Here is a 5,132-nt window from a genome sequence, read left to right as displayed (position 1 = left end):
CTTTTGTGAACAATTAATTTTTTAATCATATCGAATTTTCTCTTTCTTTCAGTCCCGTTACGAAGTTCCACTTTCTCACTCCATGCCCAGCTTAATGCTACTTACTATCATTAAGCCTCTTACCCTTGGAATGATTTTTAGTTATTATGTACTACTCGCTAGGCTTTTTTGATATGTGACAGTTCAGGGTGCGGAATGTGGGATATAATGACTTTTTGAGGCTTAACCGAGCAGTATTGATTCCTGATAAAAATATAACAATTTTATCGTATAATTTCATCGCCAGTAATAATAAATCAAGATGAGCGGAATTGATCGTGAAATTACCTTAGAATCCAGAACCAGTCTTATTGAAAAACATCTTCCCAGAACAAAAAAAAACCCAAAGAGAATTTGAAACCGAAGGAATGGCTTTTTTATTTAACGATCAACAAACAATGGAAAGAGTTGCATCGGAAATAAAACTCCGAGGAGAACCTACAGGAACTGAAGATATAGAAGATAAATATGAGCGATATGGATTATATTTTGCTGAACCAATTGGTTATATACTAAAAGCAGATGGTACTCAAATCCCCCTGCATTACGGTGAAATAAAAATTAAGAAAACTACAGACAAATATCATGTCATACCTCGCACAAAACCCCGTACAAGCTACTCAAATCTCTCAAACATCAGAACAAGAAACTGAATGGGAGTTTGCAGAAATCTGGGTAGATACGTTGATATCTCCTCCTTATATTCTGATGTTAGTCAAAGAACAATCAGGAAAATTCTGTATCCATAACCCTGCACAAAACTATAAAATCATCTTTGCCAGTGACAATTATGAAGCCGCGAAAATGTGGCTACTAGAGGATGAATACGAGCGATTGAATAATCGTATTTTACAACAAGATTCTGATTGATGATGAAGATTAAAAATATTATAGCCCCCTCCTGGCTTGCGGGGAGGGGGTTGGGGTTCTTACCTCCTTTTTACGATAGGTTTAATCAACTTTAAACCTAGCTAACAATTCCTCACGGGAAAGATTAGATAAATTAAGTAATAACTGGGTTCTTTCCGTCAAAGAAAGTTCCATCATTGGAGTCACAATAGCAGATAACTCCTCATCTAAATTACCAAAACGCACCGCTAACAAACTCTCTACCATCAAACGCTGTCCGTCTTGTTGTCCTTCCTGTCTTCCTTCTTCCTTCTTTTATTCCCTGTTGTTTCCATTCTTCCCGTTGTTTTAGATACGCTGGTGATAAACTCATAATTAACTCCCTTACTTCTTCATCATTAACATCACTATTCAATTCTAAATTTTTCTGCCAAGATGCGAAAATTGCTACCAGTTTATTCAATTTATTCTCTCGTGAAAGTTCAACAACTTTGCCGATAGCTTTAGTTTGAGTTTTGCCTTTTCCCATTGCCCTTAACCATAGTGTATCCTCTATTAAGCAATCATAACCCTTGGAATTGCTTCATTTCACTTCGTTCCATATGGCTAACGCCACGCAACGCTTACGCAATGACATTGTGTAATTAATTCTGTCTCACTACTTATTCCTCCCACAGTTAGCACCAGTCGGATTAGGATATCTGTAATGGCTACCCATGAATTAGCACATCTTCAGAAATTGGTAGAAGTGATCAAAAGTATGGAAGAATTAGAGTGAGAATTCAGGAGTCAGGAGGTAGGGGCGCAGGGTCTGCGCCCTCAGTTTTATTGCATCAACAGTGATAACCGCTGTATACTAAATTCTTCCCAATTAGAATAATTTAGTTATCAATATGTCACCTCATATCCAAACCTTAATTTCATTAATCGAAACCTTACCCTTAAATATCCAAAAACAAATAGTAGAACATCTCCAAGAATATATTCAACAACTTACCAAAAATTTAGATCCTCAACAGAAAATCATCCCAACAGATGATTATTCCTCAAAACTTTCTCCAGAAGAATTGGAAATGTTGAATAATTGCACAGAAATTCCTGTCTGGTCTCCCTTTGATTCATCGCAGTGAATATAATTTCTGAATGCTAAAACCCAGAGAATTTATCAGTAGAATTAATCCAAAATCTAAAATCTAAAATCGGATGACCCTTGACTTTTCTAATACCGCCCTTTCCGTAACTGGATTAACCGACTACCTAAAATTACTCTTAGAACAAGATGAAATTCTCAGACAAGTATGGGTAACTGGGGAAGTTTCCAGCGCCAATCATCACCAAAGTGGGTTATTTTTTACACTAAAAGATACGGGTAGTACAGCCTCTATTAAGTGCGTATCTTGGAAAAGTCAAGTAGCAAAATTGGCACAAATGCCTGTGGCTGGCGAACAGTTAATTATTTTAGGCAGTATTCGCATTTATCCACAACGGGGAGAGTATCAATTAACAGTATGGCAAGCCTTACCCGCGGGTGTAGGTTTACAGGCGTTACGCTATCAACAACTAAAAAATCGCTTACAGGCTGAGGGACTATTTGATACAGAAAGAAAGAAATATATTCCCCCACATCCACAAATTATCGCCGTTATTACGTCCCCAACAGCAGCCGCTTGGGGTGATATTCAAAAAACCCTCAAACATAGATATCCCGGCTTACACATCTTATTTTCTCCCGCGACAGTGCAAGGGGAACAAGCACCAGCATCCATAGTTAAAGCCATTGAAAGAGTCAAAAAAGATGGTCGTGCAGAAGTATTAATTTTATCGAGAGGTGGTGGTGCTGTTGAAGAACTAGCTTGTTTTAATGATGAAAGAGTCGTTATGGCTGTTGCTAATTGTCCAATACCAGTAATAACAGGAATTGGACACCAAAGGGATGAATCCTTAACAGATTTAGTTGCTGATTCATGCGTACATACACCAACAGCCGCAGCGGAAACAGTTGTCCCGTCACTGTCTGATTTACAAATTCAACACCAACAGCGAATTATTGGCTTGTGTACAGCCGTCAATTCATCATTAGCAGCTAGGGAAAAGCAACTTCAAGGATTAAAACATCGGTTGCGTCAATTGCGGTTAGATAGACAAGTAGAACAGGAAAGAGACAAGTTATCTTGGAAACAGCGGCAATTATTACAAGTAACAACGGGAAAATTACAACAAGCCAATCAACACTTAGAAATGTTACGCCAAAAATTGGCTAGTATTGACCCTCAATCTGTATTACAGCGTGGTTACGCAGTAGTGATAACAGAAAATGGTGTAATTCCTCATTCTGTATCAGAATTAACTATAGGAGAAAATTTAGTGATTCAGTTGGCACAAGGTAAGGTAACAGTTAAAGTTATAGAAGTTACTGAAAGTTAAATTCTGGAAAAGTATATTTTCAGACTTCAGACTTTATGCCCAGGATGCTCTACTCTATGATGTAAGCTATGTCCTATCATGATTCTGCCTTACTACAAAAAATTTCCGTCGAGATTTGTCAATCAATTATTGCCATTCAACAACAGCAACCAGAATTACTGATTGCAAAATATCGGACTATTAACTGGCAAATATCTACAAATAAATCGGCTCTAAGTGCAAAATTTAGAGCTATACTCAGCCAAACTCAAAGCTGGGACGAATTATTACAAAAACTGCAATCATCACTTAAAGCAGTGCTTGTTCCCGCAGCTTTTGATTCACAAATAATATCAGATTTAATATCTGTTATTGAGCAGTTAAATTCCGAAAATATTGATGTAAATGCTAACCATTTACTTCAACGACAATCTGTAAATATAACTATTTTGCTTTTAGATGCAGAAAACTTACAACTGAACACGAATACAGAAAAGTTTTTAACTACAATTTGTAATTCTCCTGTACAAGTTAAAATTGCTTTTGCTAATTGGTCAAATCGCGGAAAATTGGATGTAGAATTACATGAACGTGGCTATGATTTAATTCATGTTCCTGCTGGTAGAGATAATGCTGATGGTAAAATGATTGCGGTGGGTTCTTCTATTCATGAGCGCTATCCTAATGTTAAGGAAGTGTTTGTTTGTTCCTCAGATAAGGTAATGACCAACTTATGTAATACGTTACAGCAAAATGGGATATTAGTTTATCAAGTTAGTCAACATGGAGAAAATATTAAGGTATTTAATAGTGCAACCAATGAAACTGTTAATTATTCTCTGAAACCTGCGCCAGAAATACCTTCTATAGAGCAGTTTATTTTTCAAATCAAGGGTTTGATTAAATTACAACAAAAGCAAACTGCTAGCTATTGGGTGAAACTTTCGATTCTGTCTAAATTATTTAAAAGCAAACATCAATTAACTATTAGTCAAATTATTGCTCATCATTTTCCTGGTAAAAAAGCCAAAGATGTATTTATTAACTATCCATCTGAGATTGTCATTCATCAAATTGATGAGAAATCTGAATTATATGTCACAATCTTTGAACATCAACAAATCCAATCAGAAGATAGTCAAGCTAATGTAAAAGCTACAATATCAAGCGGATTACCTGCTATTAATTCTGCCGCAGATTTAGAACAGGCGATTAAAAATATTTTGACAGCTTTAAGTAAATTAGATAATCAGCAATTTGTAGATATTAGTATTTTGGGTAGTAAGTTTTATCAGCAATATGGTCAACCGATTACGGAACAAATAAAACAATTGCAGATTGGTGGTAGTTTTGTGAAGTTTTTACATTCTTGTAATTCTTTGCAAATTCAGCAGCTAGGTAAAAGATGGGAGGTGGGTGTGAAAAAATCTGCACTATGATTTAAGTAATTGGACAAAAATATTTACAGTCATTGCGAGGGAAGGGAAGCAATCACAACCCTTGGAATTGCTTTATTTTACTTCGTCCCATATGCCTAACGCCACGCTGCGCTAACGCAATGACATTGTGTAATTAATTCTGTCTCACTACTTATCTGATTTATTTGATTGGGATGATGAAACATAGAATACCGAGATAAGTAGGTTGGCGTTGAAAATTGTCGTTATGGCAAGGCAAAAGGCAAGAGTGAAGAGGGTTTGGGCGATTTTACGTTTCTTTAGAGGATGTTTGAAAAGTCGTATCCCGTAATTTTCATCACATTGCTACCCCCCTTTCCCCTTATAAAGGGGGGTAACAATAAAAATCCAGTTCCCTCCCCTTAGTAAGGGGAGGGTTAGGGT

At 36.5% G+C, this 5,132-nt stretch carries 6 protein-coding genes; 4 read left to right on the top strand and 2 right to left on the bottom strand.

Going from position 1 to position 5,132, the window contains the following annotated elements:
• Positions 1-624: 624 nt before the first annotated feature.
• Positions 625-909, top strand: a complete 285-nt coding sequence (locus IQ228_RS20660) for a hypothetical protein (RefSeq protein WP_193964230.1) — start codon at positions 625-627, stop codon at positions 907-909.
• 81 nt (positions 910-990) lie between these two features.
• Here IQ228_RS20660 and IQ228_RS26805 read toward each other — a convergent pair whose 3' ends face one another.
• Positions 991-1,134 carry a hypothetical protein gene (locus tag IQ228_RS26805; protein ID WP_228043981.1) on the bottom strand — a complete coding sequence of 48 codons (144 nt, stop codon included), beginning with the start codon at positions 1,132-1,134 and terminating at the stop codon, positions 991-993.
• Positions 1,121-1,417 (bottom strand): hypothetical protein, encoded by a 297-nt coding sequence (locus IQ228_RS26800; protein WP_228043980.1) that lies wholly within the window; start codon positions 1,415-1,417, stop codon positions 1,121-1,123. Before IQ228_RS26800 ends, IQ228_RS26805 begins: the two co-directional genes overlap by 14 nt.
• Positions 1,418-1,781: 364 nt before the next feature.
• On the opposite strand from IQ228_RS26800, the gene IQ228_RS20650 reads away from it, so the two are divergent.
• The 3 genes from IQ228_RS20650 (at position 1,782) to IQ228_RS20640 (ending at position 4,730) form a co-directional block, all read left to right on the top strand.
• Entirely contained in the window at positions 1,782-2,018 is a 237-nt protein-coding gene (locus tag IQ228_RS20650) for a hypothetical protein (protein ID WP_193964228.1), read from the top strand.
• Positions 2,019-2,091: 73 nt separating this feature from the next.
• Positions 2,092-3,312 (top strand): exodeoxyribonuclease VII large subunit, encoded by a 1,221-nt coding sequence (gene xseA / locus IQ228_RS20645; protein WP_193964226.1) that lies wholly within the window; start codon positions 2,092-2,094, stop codon positions 3,310-3,312.
• 68 nt (positions 3,313-3,380) lie between these two features.
• On the top strand, positions 3,381-4,730 hold the full coding sequence (locus tag IQ228_RS20640) for an NYN domain-containing protein (protein WP_193964224.1): 1,350 nt from the start codon (positions 3,381-3,383) through the stop codon (positions 4,728-4,730).
• Positions 4,731-5,132: the final 402 nt, after the last annotated feature.

Source organism: Dolichospermum sp. LEGE 00246, from assembly GCF_015207865.1.
Taxonomy (GTDB): domain Bacteria; phylum Cyanobacteriota; class Cyanobacteriia; order Cyanobacteriales; family Nostocaceae; genus Dolichospermum; species Dolichospermum heterosporum.
This window is presented reverse-complemented; position numbering and strand designations above follow the sequence as displayed.

What these genes read in the sequence shown, in the direction of transcription:
- IQ228_RS20660 (WP_193964230.1), top strand. Translation starts at nt 625, where the DNA reads ATGTCATACCTCGCACAAAACCCCGTACAAGCTACTCAAATCTCTCAA.
- IQ228_RS26800 (WP_228043980.1), bottom strand. Translation starts at nt 1,417, where the DNA reads ATGGGAAAAGGCAAAACTCAAACTAAAGCTATCGGCAAAGTTGTTGAA.
- IQ228_RS20650 (WP_193964228.1), top strand. Translation starts at nt 1,782, where the DNA reads ATGTCACCTCATATCCAAACCTTAATTTCATTAATCGAAACCTTACCC.
- xseA (WP_193964226.1), top strand. Translation starts at nt 2,092, where the DNA reads ATGACCCTTGACTTTTCTAATACCGCCCTTTCCGTAACTGGATTAACC.
- IQ228_RS20640 (WP_193964224.1), top strand. Translation starts at nt 3,381, where the DNA reads ATGTCCTATCATGATTCTGCCTTACTACAAAAAATTTCCGTCGAGATT.